The sequence below is a fragment of the Citrobacter sp. RHBSTW-00599 genome (assembly GCF_013784065.1).
GTDB lineage: Bacteria > Pseudomonadota > Gammaproteobacteria > Enterobacterales > Enterobacteriaceae > Citrobacter > Citrobacter braakii.
Genome location: NZ_CP056717.1, coordinates 2,241,032 through 2,260,430 on the forward strand (window position 1 = coordinate 2,241,032; position 19,399 = coordinate 2,260,430).

Sequence of the window (19,399 nt, forward strand, 5' to 3'; positions counted from 1 at the left end):
AAATTCCTTGTTAAAAAGGGATCAATTCAACGGTTGAACTGTCAAAGCGTTCTCTGCTAATTGCAGACGGGCCGCTTTGCCATAAAATTCTGCTGGGATTTTATCACTCAGCCAATAAACACCTGCGATAGACACCAGTTCTGCCGTCAGATGGGTACAAAAAATTTGCGCTTCACGATCGCCGCTTGCACCTGCCAACGCACGGCCTCTCATCATTCCATAAACATGAATATTGCCATCAGCGATAAGCTCTGCGCCCGCACTGACGTGGCTTGTAACAATCAGATCACATTGTGGAGCATAAATGCGCTGACCGGAACGAACCGGCACATTTATTAATCGTGTTTTTGTGATGGGAGTAACGTTTTGCGGCGGAGCGACGGGAGCCGGGACCTCAACAGGCGCAGGACGAATAGCTTTTTCTTTACCTTCAGTCAGTAAAGGAAGACCCATTTCGTCGATTTCTGCCTTTAGTCTGGCGTCTTTGCATCCGCTAACGCCAATAATGCGCAATCCGGTAGACGCGACCACTTTCTGCAGCGCTGACCAGTTTACCGGGCTTTCAAGACCACTCACGTTAACCACCACGGGAGCATGTTTTAAAAAAGCCGGTGCCTGCGCGATTTTGTCTTCCAACGCCTGACGAATAACCTCGGGTTCTGCTTCATGTAAATGAACCACTGATAAGGTGAAGCTACTGCCTTTAAGCTCGATTGGCGTGTTTGACATCCTGGCCTTACTCAATTTGCTATTTATCATCCCCAGCGCGGGGTGATATTCCGAAGACTATAAGGCATGTTATAGTCAGTATTATATTGAGGCAAGCCACCATTCCGTGAATTCAGAGTAAAAGATATGTTTTGTGTGATCTACCGAAGCAGCAAACGTGACCAGACCTATTTATATGTCGAAAAAAAAGACGATTTCTCGCGCGTTCCTGAAGAACTGATGAGAGGATTTGGTCAGCCGACGCTGGCAATGATGTTACCGCTTGATGGGCGAAAAAAATTAGTTAATGCCGATCTTGAAAAAGTAAAACAGGCCCTGACCGAGCAGGGCTATTATTTACAAATACCCCCGCCGCCAGAAGATTTACTTAAACAGCATCTGGCAGCGGCAAAACAAAATACACCAGACGCTAAACGTTAAACTGCATCCGGCAGCAGCACGTTCCATCGATGCAGTACCTGAAATCTATGACTACGTTAGGGGAAAGTAATGTATCAACATCACAACTGGCATGGTGCTCTGCTGGATTATCCGGTGAGTAAGGTGGTTTGCGTAGGGAGTAACTATGCCAACCATATTAAAGAGATGGGCGGAACCACCCCGGAAGAACCGGTTCTGTTTATTAAACCGGAAACCGCGCTGTGCGATTTGCGCCAACCGCTGGTGATCCCATCTGATATGGGGTCTGTCCACCATGAAGTTGAGCTGGCTGTGCTGATTGGCGCGACCCTGCGGCAAGCGACAGAAGATCATGTGCGCAAAGCCATCGCCGGTTATGGTGTCGCGCTGGATCTGACCCTGCGCGATATTCAGGGCAAAATGAAGAAGGCGGGGCAGCCATGGGAAAAAGCGAAGGGTTTTGATAACTCTTGCCCGCTGTCTGGATTTATTCCGGTGGCGGAATTTAATGGCGACCCGCAGGATACGATGCTTGGATTAACGGTCAACGGTGAAACTCGCCAGCACGGCTCCACGGCGGACATGATCCATCACATCGTTCCCTTGATTGCTTATATGAGCCGTTTCTTTACCCTCAAAGCGGGCGATGTGGTGTTAACGGGAACGCCAGCAGGCGTGGGACCTTTAAGCAGCGGCGACGAACTGGCCATCAGTTTTCACGGTCAAACGCTAACAACCCGCGTGCTGTAATCTCTGCTTGCCGCCTTTTCGGGCGGCAAAACTTGCATCAGCGTGCCAGACTGGTTATAAGGTGCAGCTTTATTGCAATAGCGGAAACCCTGATGAGCGACATACCTTTCTGGCAAAGTAAAACCCTTGATGAAATGACCGATGCCGAGTGGGAGTCATTATGTGACGGGTGCGGTCAATGCTGCCTGCATAAGCTGATGGATGAAGACACTGACGAAATCTACTTTACCAATGTCGCCTGTCGTCAGCTCAACATTAAAACCTGCCAGTGTCGTAATTACGAACGTCGATTCGAGTACGAGCCTGACTGCATCAAACTGACGCGTGATAATCTGCCGACTTTTGAATGGTTGCCTATGACCTGCGCCTATCGTCTGCTCGCAGAAGGAAAAGGGCTGCCGGAGTGGCACCCGTTGCTGACAGGATCAAAAGCGGCGATGCACGGTGAGCGTATCTCAGTTCGTCATATTGCGGTGAAAGAATCGGAAGTGCGTGACTGGCAGGATCATATCCTGAACAAACCTTCATGGGCTGATTAACTCCATGAGGTTAAAGGATTTTGTTTCTACTCGTTTTGAGCATGGGGCATCTGTGGGGCATTGCCTCCAAAATTAGCGTTCAATATTGCCAGTTGGTTGTCATTGTTGTCGGACATCCATTTTCCGTAAACGCTGTAAACCATCTGTGCCGACGTATGCCCCATTTGAGCTGCAATGAAGTTGGGGTTGGCTCCGGCGCTTAATGCCCAGCAAGCATATGTGTGTCGAGATTCATATGACTTGCGGTGCGGAATACCGCTCCTTCTTAATATGTTGTTCCACGTTCCTGAGAATGACCCGGGCGAGTACCATTCACCTCCTTTACCATTCCTTGCCGTTAGCCTGGGAACAAAAACGAAAGTACATTCATCCCGGCGAGTTCTGCCAAACTCTCTGAGGTGAACGTCTATCTGATGTTGTTTTCCCATCCTGGTGTAAGCCATCTGGCTTTTTAGTGCCTCGATGGCCGGAGTGGTGAGATTGATTGTCCGGTTACCACTTTCTGTCTTTGGCGGCGTGAAGTGATCTGAAATGGCAAGGTTCCTGCTGATCCGAATGGTCCAGTTCTTCGTGTCGATGTCCTCCCATGCCAGTGCGCATATCTCACCGTGTCGCATGCCTGTATTAAACGCAAGTTTCCAGAGATTTCGTATCTGTTCGCACGGGCATTTATCGAGGAAGCGATGATACTCATCATGGGTAAGTAGTGACGGATCTGACTTCGATTTTTTGAGCGGGGTAACTGCAGCAAATGGTGATTTGCTTATGTACCCATTCAACACTGCAAAATCAAACATTCCCTTCATGCAGGTAACATAGACGTTAACTGTCCTGACCGTCCTCCCTTTCTTCACTGACCTGTTTTTCTGGTGCGCACCGCATATCTGGTAACAACAACGCCAATTGGGTTTATGTGTTACCGCACATCGCCAGCATCAGTTCCTTCCGACCCAGTAATAGCATGGCAGTGGAATGGTACGAGCTGGCTTAAAATAAATGCTTCCGCATAATAAATGGCGACCTTGTTAATTTATAAGGCCGCCATATTCTATCAGTGAACGTATATTTTTAGATCTGTTTTTCTTGTCGTTCCGCTAAACACACCAACCTGGATATAATCTAGGTTGGTGGTGTCCATTTTTATCCCGGTTACAAAATCCTTATCAATCATCATTGATTTTGGGTAACAATCGTAATTCTTGAATCCTGATTTGTTATTATAATATGCATGGATGAATAGTTTTTCCTTCCCATTGTCGGGCAGCGACATGTTACGGTTTGTGATGAAAACCAGATATCCTTTATCTGATATATAAATCTTCTTCAGGATTGCTTGCTTAGGCAGCAACTCTTTATTAACATCTATCTCTTTGCTGTTTAAGATTGATGAGTAATCAAAGTTAGAGTATCCACCCTCAATTGAGTTAACTCCAAAGAAAGCACCGTATGACCATTTGTTATGATACAAATCGAATTTATAGCTGTCGCTAGATAGTTGGCCAAAGAAGAAATTTGGGATCTTAAAGTCGTGGCGGCCTTCATTCTTAAGCCTTTCAATTAGAGCCATTCTAATCTTATCTTGATCAAACGCATTTGAATACTCTTTGTGCATTAGGTAATACGCAGGTGCGAAGAACGGCATTATTGATAACAGTATTAATGCAAGGCCATAACCAACTGTTTTTTTATTATCTTCAGATACTGTTTGCCCGATCATCAAAGAAAGCGAAATCATCAAAAGCACAAGAGTACCATTTCCTGAGCGCGGAGGGTACGATGGCGCGGCAAACATGACCAGCATGGATGCAATTGCTGCGACCACAAAAACCAAGCATAGCGTGGAGTTAATATTTATGCGGGATTTATCGCAATTATTTCTCATCGAAAACAGTACAGAAATAACAGCCATAACAAACAGCAAAGCCCAGAAATGCTCTGCCATTGCTGGTATTCTGTATGTCACATGCTCGAAAAGCCTATTAGCAAGCGGCTTGCTATACCATGCCTCAAAGAACTTTGCTCGCTCCATATTTCCTGGGGAAAGTAATAGCAACAAGCAACCAGAAATATTCAACAGCAAGTACCAGATTGTTTTTCTGTAATCTCCGTTTTTTCTGATGAGCTGATAAGCTAAATATGTTGCGGTCAGGAGGATAACTACGATAGATGTGTTTTCATTTGAACAGCCAGCCAAGAATGCTAACAAAGATGTAGCTAAAATATTTACGTTTCTTTTGATGCATAAAAGGAAGCAAACTATGAACATATTTGTCCATAAGTAGTTTGCAGATCCAACAATCCAGAATGTTGTCTGTCCTAAGTTACTATTAGAAATGTAGTATAGGAATGTTATTAACAGAACAGAAAGAGAGTCCTTTGTGTCAATGTTTTTTTCTTGCTTTCCAAATATAACTATTGTACCAATTAAAACAACTAGCGCCAATGAGTTAAATGCAGCCCGCAGCCAATGTGGCATAAGTAGAAGCGCAGGGCTTATATAATCTGAAACAACCCTGCCACTCCATTTTATATAATGTTTGTAATGACTTTCAAAAGACAATCCCTTTAGTGCATAAAGATAGTCATCTGAATGCATTGGTGTTTTTAGCGCCACTAAAAGTGTTAATACAAAACATACTGCAAGCGACGCAATAAACACTTGTGATGTTCTCTGCTTAATAAAATGCACTTATTGCCCCTTATTTTTTAATATGTACTTAGGTCTTTGCTTTGTTTCAATGTAAATGCGCCCCATGTACTCACCAAGAACGCCAATCCCAATCAATTGCACTCCGCCAAGGAAGAGGATAGCGGTCATCAACGATGGATAGCCAGGTACTGGGTTTCCCCAGATTAGCTTGTTGATAATCATCCACGCTGCGTACAGAAATGCGAATAAAGAAACACCAAGTCCGATGTAGGTCCATATGCGGAGTGGGAATGTGGAGAAGCTGGTTATCCCCTCAAGAGCAAGGTTCCATAATTTCCAGCCGTTAAACTTCGTGCTGCCAGCAACGCGCTCGGCGCGGGCATATTCAACTACATCTACATTCCCGCCAACCCAGCTTAAAATCCCCTTCATGAACAGGTTACGCTCTGGCATCTGTTTGATGTTTTCAACTACGTCGCGGGACATCAGACGGAAATCACCCACATTCTCTTCAATTTTCGGATTGCTGATTTTGTTGTGTAGCTTATAGAACATCTCAGCAGACTTGCGCTTTAGCCTGCCATCTGTTGAGCGGTCTGTACGCTTTGCAAGAACCATATCCGCGCCAGCTTGCCACTTTTCTATTAGGTGCGGAATAACCTCAATTGGGTCTTGTAGATCAACATCAATTGGAATGATTGCATCGCCAGTCGCATGGTCCAGGCCTGCGAATAATGCTGGCTCTTTGCCGAAGTTACGAGTAAACGACAGAGCTTTAACATTGCTGTCAGATAACGCCAGGGCATTGATAATAGACTCAGTAGAGTCTTTGCTGCCATCATTTATGAACACGATTTCAACGTCATGCTCTTTCAGCTCGTCGAATTCGCGAACCGTTTTGTAAAAAATAGGTATCGTGTCCTCTTCATTGAAGATAGGAACAACCAGGGATATTTTCACGCCTTTTCACTCCGGAAAACGATGAATTTAGAATAGAAGAAGCCGCAAATCAGGCTAAGAGCAGAGAACACAATCAGGGTAAAGAGTGGAGGAAGTGCGCATTGGTCAGCCATCCATCCAGTAGCGGCGCTGAGCGTGCCCATAAACCCGATATAAAGCATGTAGCGCAGCGTGGTGGTCTTCGCCTTAAATGTGAATCTTGCGTTGGCGAAGAATGAGAACGTTACCGCAATGCAGAAAGCAGCAAAGTTCGCCAGCGCCTGGTTAGTATTGAATGCGTACAAGCACATGCCGAAAACAACCCAGTGCAGCGCAGTGTTGAAAATGCCAACAGTAAAATATTTTGAAAATAGCTTAAGCATTTGTCTGTATGAGTAGTTTTTTGTAGTTGCGGAGTTTACCACCCAAGAAGAATCTGATCATCCTCAGATCTATGGTGGGGCATATAAGGGGCAAAAAATTAGCGCAAAACAACTCAAAACCACTAAAGGTATCGATTCGTCTTGCGCTAATGCTTTGCTTTATGACTGCTTTCTGTTCACTTCGCCGCACCATAAATTAATAGTGCCGCCTATCCTGAACAAACCTTCATGGGCGGACTGACCCGCCCATCGATTAGCAGGCGTTAAGGGTTAAGACTTTTTCGCCTGATACATCTCATCGGAGTGGTTGTCATCTTCCACCCAGAAGTTAATGTTGAATTGCGCATCGTCGCTTAATTCAACGCGATGCCAGTACTGCGGTGGGCTGGTCGCGAACTGACCGGCATTAATCACCACTTTCACTTCAGGTTCTTTTGCGTCTTCATTGGCAAAGCCATAATACGTTACCGTACCTTCCATTACGCAGAGCTGTCCAAACACGCCTGCTGCGGTGTTATGGTGAGAAAGAAGTGCTGCCGGGACGTTGTCTTTGGTAAAGAAGGGAGTAGAGCGTTTTACTTTCCAGTTTGCCGGGATGCGTAAATGGGACATCAGACATCTCCTTGGTGTGGCATCTATAAGATGCATTTAATATACATTTTATAGATGCCAGCAGGCAATGAATTTAAGGCAAAAAAAACGCTCCCGAAGGAGCGTCTCTGTTAGCGACCGAAGAGGTCACGTTTTTTCGGTTTAAACGGCTGTGCTATGACTACCAGCACGGCGACCACCAGGTAAGCGGCGAAGATCCCCAACAGCCACTGTGGCATTTCCAGGGTTAAAAAAGACCACTGGCGTTCAGCACAGTCACCGGATGCTAAAAACACCTGCGGCAGCCATTTGTCCAGCGGCAGCCAGCTCGGGAAGCGTGCTGCAAAATCACAGGTCATAAACGGTGATGGGTGCAACTGAATCATGGTGTGCTCATACGCTAACTGCAGTCCGCGCCAGGCACTGTAAATCCAGATAATCATCGCCACATAGCGTAGCGGCGTTTTTGGTGCGATAGCCCCCACCAGCCCCGCGCCCATCACGCCAAATAATGCGCTACGTTCGTAAATACACAACACGCAAGGTTTTAGCAGCATGACGTGCTGGAACCACAGCGCGACAAGCTCCAGCGCAAAGGCGGTTAACGCCAACAATAACCATGCACCACGACCTCGGGAGCACTGGTTTAAAAATCGCAACATAATAATTTCCCTGCAACATGCGTAGAGAGCGCAGTTTAAACCAATTCAATTTATGCGCCACTAGCAGGAATTGAAAATTTGAGTAATCGGATAATTATCATGCAAAAAGTCAAACCGGGCAGTGATTTGCCCGGTAAATTGTTATGAAAGTGTAGCTAACCAGCCCGCCTGGGTCATCCACTCAGTCACCGGAACAAGCGTGAACTCGACGCAAAGCAGACCAACCAGCGTCAGGACGAGAGTATAAGGCAGAGCCATCCACACCATGCGGCCATAAGAGAGTCGAATCAATGGTGCCAGCGCGGAGGTCAGCAGGAACAGGAATGCCGCCTGGCCGTTTGGCGTAGCAACGGAAGGCAGGTTAGTCCCGGTATTGATCGCCACCGCTAACAGCTCAAATTGGTTAAGGCTGATGGTCCCATGTTCCAACGCGGCTTTGGCTTCGTTAATGTAGATGGTGCCGACAAACACGTTATCAGAGATAGAAGACAGCAGGCCGTTAAAGAGATAGAACAGCGTCAGTTGAGCATGTTCAGAGGACTGCAAAACAAACTGAATAATCGGTGAAAAGAGCTGTTGATCGATAATCACCGCAACGATAGAGAAGAACACGGTTAGCAGGGCAGTGAAAGGCAGCGACTCGGTAAACGCTTTACCAATCGCGTGTTCGTCAGTAACGCCGGTCAACGACGTGGCCAGGATAATGACGGACAGACCGATTAATCCGACTTCCGCCAGATGCAGGGCCAGGGCAACCACCAGCCAGATACCGATAATCGCCTGAACAATCAGTTTGATTTTTTCCTGACGAGTACGCTGCTGACGGCTTTGATCGTCAAACTGTTGCAGGACATCGCGGACGGTCTCCGGCAGCGTTTCGCCATAGCCAAACCAGCGCAATTTCTCAACCAGCATGCAGGTTAACAGGCCGCAAATCAGCACCGGGACGGTGACCGGCGACATGCGCAGGAAAAAGTCACCAAAATGCCAGCCAGCCGCTTTGGCGATAATCAGGTTTTGCGGTTCGCCGACCATAGTCATTACGCCGCCTAACGCCGTACCGACACCCGCATGCATCATCAGGCTGCGCAGAAAACCACGGAACTGCTCCAGTACGACCTTATTGTGCTGATCGATATGGCTATCATCGAGCATATTGTTGTCTTCCGTGCGGGAAGAGGCGAAACGATGGTAGATACCATAAAAACCAACCGCTACGCTGATTACCACGGCAACGACGGTCAGCGCATCCAGGAATGCAGAAAGGAAGGCAGCGGCAACGCAAAATGCCAGCGACAGCAGCATCTTGGAGCGAATCGTAAGCAGTAGGCGGGTGAAAATAAACAGCAGCAACTGCTTCATAAAGTAGATGCCAGCCACCATAAACATCAGCAGCAATAGCACCTCAAGGTTAGCGGCAACCTCTTCACGCACATGTGTGGCGCTGGTCATGCCGATGATGACCGCCTCGATGGCTAGCAGCCCGCCTGGTAGCAGCGGGTAACATTTTAACGCCATCGCCAGCGTAAAAATGAACTCGGCCACCAACAGCCAGCCCGCAATAAAGGGATTGATGAAAAATATTACCGGGTTAACGACTAAGAATACGAGTAGTGCAAGTTTGTACCAGTCAGGTGATTGACCTAAAAAATTGCGCCACATAGCGCGGCCCCATGATAGCTCCATGGTGATTTCCCTACCTTTAAAAATGAAATCATGTTTTTATGTTTGACCGCAAAGCTTAGCGGGAGGAGGGAGTACAGGCAAGCTATTCACGCGACGGACAAGGCTGGCTGTGCTTCAGCGTAATCTGGAAAATGAAGCCTTGATCCACTTTTTCTTCATTGCGTCAGCTATCAGCCATGTAGCCCGTCTGGTATGATAACTGTAACTATGTTTTGCTGTGTAATGGAATTATCACTATGGTCATTAAGGCGCAAAGCCCGGCTGGGTTCGCGGAAGAGTACATCATTGAAAGTATCTGGAATAACCGCTTCCCACCTGGCACTATTTTGCCTGCTGAACGTGAACTCTCTGAACTGATTGGAGTGACACGTACCACGTTACGCGAGGTATTACAGCGTCTGGCGCGGGACGGCTGGTTGACCATTCAACACGGCAAGCCGACGAAGGTGAATAACTTCTGGGAAACCTCCGGGCTAAATATCCTTGAAACGCTGGCGCGTCTCGATCACGAGAGCGTGCCGCAGCTTATTGATAATCTGCTGTCCGTGCGTACCAACATCTCGACGATCTTTGTTCGTACCGCGTTTCGCCAGCATCCTGATAAAGCGCAGGAGGTTCTGGCAACGGCAAATCAGGTGGCCGACCATGCTGATGCGTTCGCCGATCTGGACTATAACATTTTCCGCGGTCTGGCATTTGCCTCTGGCAATCCGATTTACGGTTTGATCCTCAATGGAATGAAGGGATTATATACCCGCATTGGCCGCCATTATTTCGCCAATCCGGAAGCCCGCGCGCTGGCGCTGAGCTTTTACCGTAAGCTGTCAGAACTTTGTGATCAGGGTGCTCATGAGCAGGTATATGAAACGGTGCGTCGCTATGGTCACGACAGCGGCGAGATTTGGCATCGTATGCAGAAAAACCTGCCGGGCGATTTAGCTATTCAGGGGCGCTAATCGCACCTTATCCGGCCTACGAAATGCATTGTAGGCCGGATAAGAGGTTTTCGCGTCGCCATCCGGTAATAAGATTTACAGACCGTTCATCCTCGGCGGGCAACGCTCCAGCAGCTCCACACTGCCGTCTTCATTCTGCTGCTCCAGCATCACGTCAAAACCCCAGAGCCGGTGCACATGCTTGAGCACCTCTTTGCGTCCTTTATCCAGCGGAGCGCGGTTATGCGGAATATAGCGCAAGGTGAGCGAGCGGTCGCCGCGCAGATCGACATTCCAGATTTGAATATTCGGCTCAAGGTTGCTCAGGTTATATTGCGACGACAGCCTGTTGCGGATCTCACGATATCCTTCCTCGTTGTGAATCGCGGAAATCTCCAGATAATTATGACGATCGTCATCCAGCACGGTGAACAGGCGGAAATCACGCATAACCTTCGGTGACAGGAACTGGCTGATGAAGCTCTCATCTTTGAAATCGCGCATCGCGAAATGCAGGGTTTCCAGCCAGTCAGAACCCGCTATATCCGGGAACCAGTATTTGTCCTCTTCGGTAGGCGACTGACAAATTCGTTTAATATCCTGGAACATGGCAAAACCCAGAGCATAGGGATTTATCCCGCTATACCACGGGCTGTTGTACGGCGGCTGGAATACCACGTTGGTATGGCTATGTAAAAACTCCAGCATAAACCGCTCGGTGACTTTACCTTCGTCATAAAGGTGATTAAGGATGGTGTAATGCCAGAAAGTGGCCCACCCTTCGTTCATCACCTGCGTCTGTTTCTGCGGATAAAAATACTGGCTGACCTTGCGCACAATGCGCAGCACTTCGCGTTGCCAGGATTCCAGCAGCGGGGCGTTCTTCTCCATGAAATACAGCAGATTCTCCTGCGGTTCAGAAGGATAACGTCGGGCTTCCGCAACGGTTTTCTCTTCCTCTTTCTTCGGCAGCGTACGCCACAACATATTTACCTGGCTTTGCAGATACTCTTCACGGCTTTTCTGTCGGGCTTTCTCTTCCTGTAGGGAGATTTTTTGCGGGCGTTTGTAACGATCCACGCCGTAGTTCATCAGCGCGTGACAGGAGTCGAGGAGCTTTTCGACTTCATCCACGCCGTAACGCTCTTCACACTGGGTAATATAGTTTCGCGCGAAGATCAGGTAATCGACGATGGAGCTGGCATCCGTCCAGCTACGGAACAGATAGTTGTTTTTAAAGAAGGAGTTATGTCCGTAGCAGGCATGCGCCATCACCAACGCCTGCATAGTGATGGTGTTTTCCTCCATCAAATACGCGATACACGGATTGGAGTTGATAACAATCTCATAGGCCAGCCCCTGCTGACCATGCTTATACAAACGCTCGGTTTCAATAAATTTTTTACCAAACGACCAGTGCGGATAGTTGATTGGCATCCCGACGCTGGAGTAAGCGTCCATCATTTGTTCGGAGGTGATCACCTCGATTTGGTGCGGGTAGGTATCCAGTCTGTAGAGTTTCGCCACGCGGTCTATTTCCGCCAGATAGACATCCAGCAGATCAAACGTCCAGTCGGGTCCATCGCTTAACCGTGTGCTGTCCTTGTTCATGGAATCAATCGTAGCCATTCGCGCACCCTCATTGTTGGCGGCACTCTCTGTCTGGAGTACCTCATTTCAAGCATAGATCATGGTGTTAAAAAACGTGCTGCGGCTGAATTTTTTTCTTTGCGATTTCTTGTTAGCGAGGCGTCGAAAAACGGTATGGCCGCAAAATTTTATGCTGGATAAAAATAACGCACAGCAGGAGATACCAAAGCAGGGAGTTCCCCGCCATCACCGCCATATGTGAGATAAGTCACCATAAAAAAGCCATATGTTGAATAATATTTTCAACTGAGTTATCAAGATGTAATTAGATGATTGTTCTTTTACTGTTAACGGAGTGGCTATGCGAGTTGTCATACTGGGAAGTGGTGTCGTTGGCGTGACCAGCGCCTGGTACTTAAGTCAGGCTGGACACGATGTCACCGTCATTGATCGTGAGCCCGGTCCGGCACTGGAAACCAGTGCGGCGAACGCGGGGCAAATCTCTCCAGGTTATGCAGCACCCTGGGCGGCGCCAGGTGTTCCGCTTAAAGCAATTAAATGGATGTTTCAGCGCCACGCGCCGCTGGCCGTTCGCCTCGACGGGACGCAGTTCCAGTTGAAATGGATGTGGCAGATGCTACGCAACTGCGACACCAGCCATTACATGGAAAACAAGGGCCGGATGGTGCGACTGGCGGAATACAGCCGTGATTGCCTGAAAGCGCTACGCGCCTCTACCGGTATCGAGTACGAAGGACGCCAGGGCGGAACGTTACAACTGTTCCGTACCGCTCAACAGTATGAGAACGCGACCCGCGACATCGCCGTCCTCGAGGACGCCGGTGTGCCGTATCAGCTCCTGGAAGCAAGCCGCCTGGCGGAAGTTGAACCGGCGCTGGCGGAAGTGGCACACAAGCTGACCGGCGGTCTGCGTTTACCGAATGACGAAACGGGTGACTGCCAGCTGTTTACCCAGCGTCTGGCGCTGATGGCGGAGCAGGCGGGTGTGAAATTTCGCTTTAATACTCCGGTCGATAAGCTGTTGAGCGATGGTGAGCAGATTTATGGCGTTCAGTGTGGTGAGGAGATAGTCAAAGCCGATGCCTATGTGATGGCATTCGGCTCGTACTCTACGGCGATGCTAAAAGGGATCGTTGATATTCCGGTCTATCCGCTCAAAGGCTATTCATTGACCATTCCGGTGGCGCAAGATGACGGCGCGCCGGTTTCAACGATCCTTGATGAAACCTACAAAATCGCCATTACCCGCTTTGATAACCGTATTCGCGTTGGCGGCATGGCGGAGATTGTCGGCTTCAATACGGAATTGCTGCAACCCCGTCGTGAGACGCTGGAGATGGTCGTCCGCGATCTCTTCCCACGCGGTGGGCATGTGGAGCAGGCAACCTTCTGGACCGGGCTGCGTCCGATGACGCCGGACGGTACGCCAGTGATCGGGCGAACACGCTTTAAGAATCTACTGCTTAATACCGGCCACGGCACGCTGGGCTGGACCATGGCCTGCGGTTCGGGTCAGTTGCTGAGCGACATTCTGTCTGGCCGCACACCAGCCATTCCTTACGACGATCTGAGCGTGGCGCGTTACAGCCCGGGGTTTACCCCATCTCGTCCACGGCATTTACATGGCGCACATAACTGATAAGGACGTGAGATGACTCGCCCGATACTGGCCAGCATTGACCTGCAGGCGTTGAAACAAAACCTGACTATTACCCGCCAGGCCGCGCCGGACGCCCGCGTCTGGTCGGTGGTGAAAGCCAATGCCTACGGACACGGCATTGAACGTGTCTGGAATGCGCTGGGCACAACCGACGGTTTTGCCATGCTCAATCTTGAAGAAGCGATAACCCTGCGTGAGCGCGGGTGGAAAGGCCCGATACTCATGCTGGAGGGATTTTTCCACGCCGAAGACCTGATGGTGTATGACAAATATCGTCTAACCACCTGTGTACACAGTAACTGGCAATTAAAAGCGCTGCAGAATGCGCGCCTCAACGCGCCGCTGGATGTTTACCTGAAGGTGAACAGCGGCATGAACCGACTGGGTTTTTTACCGGAAAGAGTATCAACGGTCTGGCAACAGCTGCGGGCAATGCCCAACGTCGGTGAAATGACGCTGATGTCCCACTTTGCAGATGCGGAGCACCCGGAAGGTATCCAGGAGGCCATGGCGCGTATTGCACAGGCGACAGAAGGGCTGGAGTGCAGACGGTCGCTGTCCAATTCGGCCGCCACGCTGTGGCACCCTGAAGCACATTATGACTGGGTGCGCCCGGGCATTATTTTGTATGGCGCATCACCTTCGGGACAGTGGCGGGACATCGCCAATACCGGCCTGAAACCGGTCATGACCCTGAGCAGCGAGATAATCGGCATACAGACGCTGAAAGCAGGAGACCGGGTGGGCTACGGGGGACGCTATACCGCCAGCGGCGAGCAGCGCATTGGCATTGTGGCGACCGGGTATGCAGACGGTTATCCGCGCCATGCGCCAAGCGGAACGCCGGTGCTGGTGGACGGCGTACGCACTACAACGGTGGGGACGGTCTCAATGGATATGCTGGCGGTAGATCTGACACCGTGTCCGCAGGCGGGGATCGGGACGCCGGTAGAGCTGTGGGGCAAAGAGATTAAAATTGACGATGTGGCCAGCGCAGCGGGTACGGTGGGCTACGAGTTGATGTGTTCTCTGGCGCTGCGCGTGCCGGTTGTGACGGTGTAACGTATCTAAAACCGGATGTCGACGCTGATGCGTTTCATCCGGCTACACCGTTTATGCGACGCAGAGCGCAAACCGGGCAAAGCGCTGCCGCCGCCCGGCAAAAAGCATCAACGCGCCTCATCCTCATCTTCAGCAACGCGAACACCGACCTTCAGCACCGCATTATCTTCTTTCTCAGCAACCGTCCAGATCATGCCAGCAAATTCAACCTGGTCACCGACGACCGGCGCGGCGCCAAGCAGATGCTGGACAATTTCACCCAGCGTTTGCTGTTTATCACGATACTCTGTGCCATCTTCCAGGCCATATATCAGTGCCACATCGGCATATTTTGCGCTGGCCTCGAGAATAAAATCACCGAAGAAGCGCTGGTCTAACGATACCGGCGGCGACTGGCTAAACAGCTTGCCGAGAGCAGGGAGATCGCGCTCACGACCAATGACGCACAGAACATCGCCTTCACGCAGCCGCGTACTGCCGGATGGGTGAAACAGCACGTTGTCACGAAACAGGGCGGCAATTCGCGTCTCTTCCGGCATATGCAGGTCACGCAGTGCGGCTCCTACACACCACTTATCCGCGCTGAGCTGATAAACGAACTGCTCCCAGGGGTTTTCCGGATGAATATCCAGACCAATGCGCGAAACGGGCCAGCCGACGGGAGGAACCACCACTTTGGCTTTTTTGGCGGCCCAGGAAAGCGACGTTCCCTGAAACAGCAGCGAGATCAGAACCACGAAGAACGCGACGTTAAAGAACAGGCGCGCATTCTCCAGACCCGCCATCATTGGGAACACGGCGAGGATAATGGGGACTGCACCGCGCAGGCCCACCCAACTGATGAAAATGCGCTCGCGCAGATTGAAGCCACGAAACGGCAGCAGTCCGGCGAAGACCGACAGCGGACGGGCAATGAATATCATCCATGCAGACAAAATCAGCGCAGGGATCGCGATAGGCAGCAGGTCGGACGGCGTAACCAGCAGTCCCAGCACCAGGAACATGGCGATTTGCGCCAGCCAGGCCAGACCGTCGAAGTTTTGCAGAATGCCAAATCGGTTGCGGATGGGGCGATTACCCAGCAGGAAACCACACAGATAGACCGCCAGAATACCGCTGCCTTCCAGTGCAGTGGTCAGGGCAAAAATCAGGATCCCACCGCTTAAGGCCAGTAGCGGATAAAGCCCGGCAGGCAGTGAAATGCGGTTAATCATTTGCTGAAGCAGGTAGCCACCACCGAGACCCAGTATGATCCCTAAGCCGAACTGCTGGATAATATGCACTGCAAACATCCAGCTTAAACCGGTCTCGTGATTTTGAATCATGGCGATAAGCGTGATGGTTAAAAACACCGCCATCGGGTCATTACTCCCGGACTCAATTTCCAGCGTAGAGCCAACACGTTCGTTAAGCCCCTTGCCGCCAAGCAGGGAAAAAACCGCCGCGGCATCGGTTGAACCGACAATCGCGCCAATCAGGAGTCCTTCGATAAGATCCAGATGAAACAGCCACGCGGCCATCATGCCGGTGAGTCCGGAGGTAATCAGCACCCCGACGGTCGCCAGCGACAGCGCCGGGCCTAACGCGACACGAAATGAGCTGGCCTGGGTGCGCATCCCGCCGTCGAGCAGGATAACCGCCAGCGCCAGGTTACTCACCATATAGGCGAAAGGGTAGTTATCGAAAGGAATACCGCCCACGCCGTCGACTCCCGCTAACATACCGATAGCGAGAAATATCACCAGAATAGGGATACCAAGACGTGATGAGAATGAACTGAGTAAGATACTGCAGGTGACGAGTACGGAACCCAAAATAAAAAGGCTAATTATTGCTGCGGCATCCAACGTTCGGTTACTCCTGAATTACGCTGTTTCGTATATATAAACCCTAACATAATAACGACAGAAACAGCGTTTTACTTAGCCCTGTTAACCGCTTTTTTTACGATTTAAGTACCGGATGCCCACTTAAGGTGAGCTGAGCGCCGTTTTTATCATTTTTCAGTACCGCTCTTGCCCCTAACGGCAAGGTGACGGTGCGTTGTTCATGACCAAAATCGAGGCCGGCGATCACCGGAACCGATAACCTGGCGCGTAGAAAATCACAAACTGAGTCAAGACTGTAACCCGCGTCGTAATCATTAGGTGCGCTGCCGCTAAAACTGCCGAGGATAATGGCGTTTTGTCGGGCCAGTATTCCTGCGTGATACAGTTGCAGCAGCATGCGTTCAATGCGAAAAGGATGCTCGTTAATGTCTTCCAGCACCAAAATGCCGTTTTCGATAGCGGGCATCCACGGCGTGCCCATCAGAGAAATGAGCATCGCCAGATTTCCGCCCCATAGTGTACCTTCGGTCGCACATGCCGGACCGTTACCTTGCCACTCGAGGGTAAATTGGGCATTGCGAACAGCCTGCCAGAAATGGTGCTCGGTAAATGCGTTCATCTCCTCGGCACCAAAGTTAGCCGCCAGCATCGGGCCGCTGAAGCTAATCACATTCCCCTGCGCCAGCAGACCACACTGGATCGCGGTAAAATCGCTGTGTCCGCACAGCAGCAGTGGGTTGTGTTGCTGACGGTTCGCCAGCGCCTGCCAGTCAATATCTGCCAGTAAACGGCTCGCGCCATAGCCGCCGCGTACTGCCATCACAATGGTATCGGGCGTGTTCAGATTTACGAGCGCGTTCACATCAGCAAGCCGTTCTGCTTCTGTACCCGCAAAACGCTGGCAACGGCGCGCAATGACCGCTGAATTGTCGACCTGATGACCGGCCTCAGTAAGACGCGCCAGCCCGCGTAAGGCAGCCTGCTGGTTGATACAGTAGCCCGACGGGGCAATTAAGTGAAACCGGGACATGGCATTTCCTTGCTACAACTAAAACCAAATGTATATCATGCCGCGTAGGTATGTCGTTGTCACCTCAGCGACAGGTTCCGGCTATAAGGATAGATGACGTGAAATTGAGATGGTTTGCTTTTTTGGTTGTATTACTTGCGGGCTGTAGTTCAAAACAGGATTACAAAAATCCGCCGTGGAATGCTGAAGTTCCGGTTAAACGCGCAATGCAATGGATGCCGATCAGCGAAAAAGCCGGTGCGGCCTGGGGTGTCAGTCCACAATTGATTACCGCTATCATCGCCATTGAATCAGGTGGAAATCCGAATGCGGTCAGTAAGTCTAATGCGATTGGCCTGATGCAGTTAAAAGCCTCTACGTCAGGGCGTGATGTTTATCGTCGCATGGGGTGGAGTGGCGAGCCGTCGACCAGCGAGCTGAAAAATCCTGAGCGCAATATCTCGATGGGGGCCGCATACCTGAGCATTCTTGAGACCGGGCCGCTGGCCGGGATCGAAGATCCGCAGGTGATGCAATATGCGCTGGTGGTATCGTACGCCAACGGTGCGGGCGCGCTGCTGAGAACGTTCTCCTCCGACAGGAAAAAAGCCATTAATAAGATAAACGATCTCAGCCCGGATGAATTTATTGAACATGTTGCTGATAATCATCCGGCGCCGCAGGCTCCGCGCTATATCTGGAAGCTTCAACAAGCGCTGGATGTGATGTAATTCAGGTGATGCTAATCGCGCACCTTATTCGACTTTTCCCGGGCCTCGCGCTCGAGGGAAAAAATAATTCGCTGTAGGTTACGCTCCACCGCCGGGCCGACGTTGAGAAAACGAAAGCTCAGGCGGGGAGTGGTAATTGTTTCGTTTTTCCCGTCGATAACTTTGCGTTCGCTAATGGAAATTAGCTGGGCGTCAACCTGATACACTCCCCATTGCTCCATGTTCAGTTCAACCTGTGAAAAGCGCATGCCTTCTACCAGTCCCTCTGGTTTAGCCGTTTCTAACAGCCCGCCCATGCCGCCAAGAGACAAATCGAATAAGCGAAAACACAGCATGCTGTTATCCGGCATCTTTACCGTGCAGCGATAGGGGGGATGCAGCGGAGCACCGATACGAAAATATTCCCGACGCTGGACGAACCACAGAGATGGCGGCAATGATGAGATAAATGCGGGTAGCCGCTGGTATTCGCCTTTTTTCAGCTGTGGCAGGGTGAACTCCACTTTGGCTCCCTGCGTTTCGGCGATAATCGTAATTTGATTGGCTCGCTGCACGGCCTGGTTTTCATATTCCTGACTACCAAAATCCATGATCAGTTCGTCCGGGCTGACCGCCAGTATTTTGCTGATGAACTGGCCACCTGACCAGGAGATACGCAGCGGAACCTGCTGCGAATTTAAGTCCCGGAGTACGCCTAACACCGCTAATGGATTTTGCTTCAGGAACTGCTCATTGTAGTTACTCACACCTAATGACTCCTGGATGCCTGGTTTATCGTTGGATTATCGGCATCAATCAACGGAACTTAATACAAATGGATGAAATTTTTTACCAAACCCAATGAATTAAGTCTGAGGGAAAAAGCACGTAGCGATGGCTTGCCTATACTTAACGTGCTGGCGCAAGAATGTCTTGCGCGTGCGTTCACTGGAAAGAGGGCCTGGAAATGGGAATTATTACCTGGATTATTTTTGGTCTGATTGCGGGGGTTATCGCCAAACTGATTATGCCGGGGCGCGATGGCGGTGGATTTATCCTGACCTGCATTCTCGGTATTATCGGTGCTGTGGTCGGTGGATGGCTGGCTACGATGTTCGGTATCGGCGGCGATATCAGCGGGTTTAATCTCCACAGCTTCCTGGTGGCCGTGGTCGGCGCGATTGTTGTGCTGGGTGTCTTTCGGCTTGTACGACGAGATTAATCGAACGGCCCCTGACGGGGCCGTTTTTCTGCA

19 protein-coding genes and 1 pseudogene are annotated in these 19,399 nt (G+C 50.3%); 8 read left to right on the forward strand and 12 right to left on the reverse strand.

The annotated features are described in order from the left end of the window. Nucleotides 1-21 precede the first annotated feature (21 nt). Nucleotides 22-729 carry a septum site-determining protein MinC gene (gene minC, locus HV243_RS10890; protein WP_016153376.1) on the reverse strand — a complete coding sequence of 236 codons (708 nt, stop codon included), beginning with the start codon at nt 727-729 and terminating at the stop codon, nt 22-24. Nucleotides 730-855: 126 nt separating this feature from the next. Here minC and HV243_RS10895 point away from each other — a divergent pair, with 126 nt between their 5' ends. The 3 genes from HV243_RS10895 (at nt 856) to HV243_RS10905 (ending at nt 2,417) form a co-directional block, all read left to right on the forward strand. Then, nucleotides 856-1,149: a YcgL domain-containing protein gene (locus HV243_RS10895; RefSeq protein WP_016153375.1), complete on the forward strand. Its 294-nt coding sequence runs from the start codon at nt 856-858 to the stop codon at nt 1,147-1,149. A gap of 69 nt (nt 1,150-1,218) precedes the next feature. Then, complete coding sequence (locus tag HV243_RS10900) at nt 1,219-1,878, forward strand: fumarylacetoacetate hydrolase family protein (RefSeq protein WP_016156786.1); 660 nt, start codon at nt 1,219-1,221, stop codon at nt 1,876-1,878. A gap of 92 nt (nt 1,879-1,970) precedes the next feature. Continuing rightward, complete coding sequence (locus HV243_RS10905; protein WP_016153373.1) at nt 1,971-2,417, forward strand: YcgN family cysteine cluster protein; 447 nt, start codon at nt 1,971-1,973, stop codon at nt 2,415-2,417. Between the two features lie 26 nt (nt 2,418-2,443). Here the strand turns inward: HV243_RS10905 and HV243_RS10910 are convergent. The 7 genes and pseudogenes from HV243_RS10910 to nhaB all read right to left on the reverse strand — a co-directional run. Then, nucleotides 2,444-3,307, reverse strand: a pseudogene (locus tag HV243_RS10910) (tyrosine-type recombinase/integrase); the annotation flags it as partial. A 161-nt stretch (nt 3,308-3,468) separates the two neighbouring features. Beyond that, entirely contained in the window at nt 3,469-5,106 is a 1,638-nt protein-coding gene (locus HV243_RS10915) for a DUF6056 family protein (RefSeq protein ID WP_053389068.1), read from the reverse strand. Continuing rightward, nucleotides 5,107-6,027: a glycosyltransferase family 2 protein gene (locus tag HV243_RS10920; RefSeq protein WP_053389069.1), complete on the reverse strand. Its 921-nt coding sequence runs from the start codon at nt 6,025-6,027 to the stop codon at nt 5,107-5,109. It lies immediately after the preceding gene. After that, on the reverse strand, nt 6,024-6,389 hold the full coding sequence (locus HV243_RS10925; protein ID WP_053389070.1) for a GtrA family protein: 366 nt from the start codon (nt 6,387-6,389) through the stop codon (nt 6,024-6,026). The genes HV243_RS10920 and HV243_RS10925 overlap by 4 nt, the downstream gene beginning before the upstream one ends. 270 nt (nt 6,390-6,659) lie before the next feature. Next, on the reverse strand, nt 6,660-7,001 hold the full coding sequence (locus tag HV243_RS10930) for a DUF1971 domain-containing protein (RefSeq protein WP_016153372.1): 342 nt from the start codon (nt 6,999-7,001) through the stop codon (nt 6,660-6,662). A 110-nt stretch (nt 7,002-7,111) separates the two neighbouring features. Beyond that, nucleotides 7,112-7,642, reverse strand: coding sequence for a disulfide bond formation protein DsbB (gene dsbB / locus HV243_RS10935; RefSeq protein ID WP_003844060.1), 531 nt, complete (start codon nt 7,640-7,642; stop codon nt 7,112-7,114). 141 nt (nt 7,643-7,783) lie between these two features. Then, on the reverse strand, nt 7,784-9,328 hold the full coding sequence (gene nhaB / locus HV243_RS10940; RefSeq protein WP_029139569.1) for a Na(+)/H(+) antiporter NhaB: 1,545 nt from the start codon (nt 9,326-9,328) through the stop codon (nt 7,784-7,786). A gap of 236 nt (nt 9,329-9,564) precedes the next feature. Here nhaB and fadR point away from each other — a divergent pair, with 236 nt between their 5' ends. Beyond that, complete coding sequence (gene fadR / locus HV243_RS10945; RefSeq protein ID WP_016153370.1) at nt 9,565-10,284, forward strand: fatty acid metabolism transcriptional regulator FadR; 720 nt, start codon at nt 9,565-9,567, stop codon at nt 10,282-10,284. 75 nt (nt 10,285-10,359) lie between these two features. On the opposite strand, the gene HV243_RS10950 is transcribed toward fadR, so the two are convergent. Next, a complete protein-coding gene (locus HV243_RS10950) occupies nt 10,360-11,892 on the reverse strand; it encodes a SpoVR family protein (RefSeq protein ID WP_003833557.1) in 1,533 nt (510 codons plus the stop codon). A gap of 322 nt (nt 11,893-12,214) precedes the next feature. Here HV243_RS10950 and HV243_RS10955 point away from each other — a divergent pair, with 322 nt between their 5' ends. Together HV243_RS10955 and dadX are read left to right on the forward strand one after the other, a co-directional pair. Beyond that, nucleotides 12,215-13,513 (forward strand): D-amino acid dehydrogenase, encoded by a 1,299-nt coding sequence (locus tag HV243_RS10955; protein ID WP_046275019.1) that lies wholly within the window; start codon nt 12,215-12,217, stop codon nt 13,511-13,513. Nucleotides 13,514-13,525: 12 nt separating this feature from the next. After that, nucleotides 13,526-14,596, forward strand: a complete 1,071-nt coding sequence (gene dadX, locus HV243_RS10960) for a catabolic alanine racemase DadX (RefSeq protein ID WP_016156782.1) — start codon at nt 13,526-13,528, stop codon at nt 14,594-14,596. A 107-nt stretch (nt 14,597-14,703) separates the two neighbouring features. Here the strand turns inward: dadX and HV243_RS10965 are convergent, their stop codons facing one another. Both HV243_RS10965 and ldcA read right to left on the reverse strand, forming a co-directional pair. Beyond that, a complete protein-coding gene (locus HV243_RS10965) occupies nt 14,704-16,443 on the reverse strand; it encodes a potassium/proton antiporter (protein ID WP_016153367.1) in 1,740 nt (579 codons plus the stop codon). Between the two features lie 97 nt (nt 16,444-16,540). Beyond that, complete coding sequence (ldcA, locus tag HV243_RS10970) at nt 16,541-17,455, reverse strand: muramoyltetrapeptide carboxypeptidase (protein ID WP_046275017.1); 915 nt, start codon at nt 17,453-17,455, stop codon at nt 16,541-16,543. Nucleotides 17,456-17,553: 98 nt separating this feature from the next. Here ldcA and emtA point away from each other — a divergent pair, with 98 nt between their 5' ends. After that, entirely contained in the window at nt 17,554-18,165 is a 612-nt protein-coding gene (emtA, locus tag HV243_RS10975) for a membrane-bound lytic murein transglycosylase EmtA (RefSeq protein ID WP_016153365.1), read from the forward strand. Nucleotides 18,166-18,176: 11 nt separating this feature from the next. Here emtA and ycgR read toward each other — a convergent pair whose 3' ends face one another. Further along, entirely contained in the window at nt 18,177-18,911 is a 735-nt protein-coding gene (ycgR, locus tag HV243_RS10980) for a flagellar brake protein YcgR (RefSeq protein WP_049043144.1), read from the reverse strand. 200 nt (nt 18,912-19,111) lie between these two features. Here ycgR and HV243_RS10985 point away from each other — a divergent pair, with 200 nt between their 5' ends. Continuing rightward, a complete protein-coding gene (locus HV243_RS10985) occupies nt 19,112-19,366 on the forward strand; it encodes a GlsB/YeaQ/YmgE family stress response membrane protein (RefSeq protein ID WP_016153363.1) in 255 nt (84 codons plus the stop codon). Nucleotides 19,367-19,399: the final 33 nt, after the last annotated feature.